Below are 1,110 nucleotides of genomic sequence, written 5' to 3'. Positions count from 1 at the left end.
CACCGACACCGTCCTCCTCGGCACCCCCCACCCCCTGCTGAACGAGAACCTCGCCGAGGAGGGCAACGCCGCCCTCGCCCTGAACCTGTTGGGCGCCCATCCCGAACTGGTCTGGTACCTGCCCGGCCCCGACGACCTCCCCGAGGGAGGGGACCAGTCCTTCTTCGCCCTCCTGGACCCGGCCTGGCGCTGGGCCGCCCTCCAGCTGGGCATCGCGGTCCTGCTGGCCGCCCTGTGGCGGGGCCGACGGCTGGGGCCCGTCGTCACCGAACGGCTCCCCGCCGTGGTGCGGGCCGCCGAGACCACCGAGGGCCGCGCCCGTCTCTACCACCGCGCCGGGGCCCGCGACCGCGCCGCCGACGCCCTGCGGGGCGCCGCCCGCCGTCGGCTGGCACCCCGTGTCGGCCTCACCCGGACCGACGCGCGGGAGCCCACCGCCCTGACCTCGGCGATCGCCGCCCGCACCGGCGAACCGGCCGCCGCCCTGCACACCCTGTTGAACGGCCCGGGCACCCCCGCCGACGACCGGGAACTGGTGCGCCTCGCCGACGAGTTGGACGCCCTGGAACGCCGCGTGGCCGATCCGGTCGGCGACCCCCGCGCCGGCGCTCCCGACCGGAGCGACACGGCGACCGCCCCTCGAACCGACCCGCCGCCGAACACGAAGGACGAGACCCCGTGAGCGACCCGACCACGTCCAGCCCCCTCGCCTCCCTGGAGGCCCTGCGCGGCGAGATCGGCAAGGCCGTCGTCGGCCAGGACGCAGCCGTCACCGGCCTCGTGGTGGCCCTGCTGTGCCGGGGCCACGTCCTGCTCGAGGGAGTCCCCGGCGTCGCCAAGACCCTGTTGGTCCGCGCTCTGGCGAGCTCCCTGGAACTGGACACCAAGCGGGTGCAGTTCACCCCCGATCTGATGCCCGGCGACGTCACCGGCTCCCTCGTCTACGACGCGCGCACCGCCGAGTTCTCCTTCCAGGAGGGCCCGGTCTTCACCAACCTGCTGCTCGCCGACGAGATCAACCGAACCCCGCCCAAGACCCAGGCCTCCCTGCTGGAGGCCATGGAGGAGCGGCAGGTCTCCGTGGACGGCGTCCCCCGCCCGCTGCCCGAC

Annotated in this window: 1 protein-coding gene and 1 pseudogene; both read left to right on the top strand. The window is 75.3% G+C overall.

The features are described from left to right. A pseudogene (locus tag FNQ90_RS24235) lies at positions 1 to 682 on the top strand (hypothetical protein); the annotation flags it as partial. Then, a partial coding sequence (locus FNQ90_RS24230; protein WP_182608300.1) for an AAA family ATPase occupies positions 679 to 1,110 on the top strand: 432 nt, incomplete at its 3' end. The pseudogene FNQ90_RS24235 and the gene FNQ90_RS24230, both read left to right, overlap by 4 nt.

Origin of the sequence: Streptomyces alkaliphilus, from assembly GCF_014141535.1 — a bacterium.
In the GTDB taxonomy this organism is placed as follows: domain Bacteria; phylum Actinomycetota; class Actinomycetes; order Streptomycetales; family Streptomycetaceae; genus Streptomyces; species Streptomyces alkaliphilus.
The sequence above is the reverse complement of the archived record's forward strand: the minus strand, read 5'-3'. Positions and strand labels throughout refer to the sequence as shown.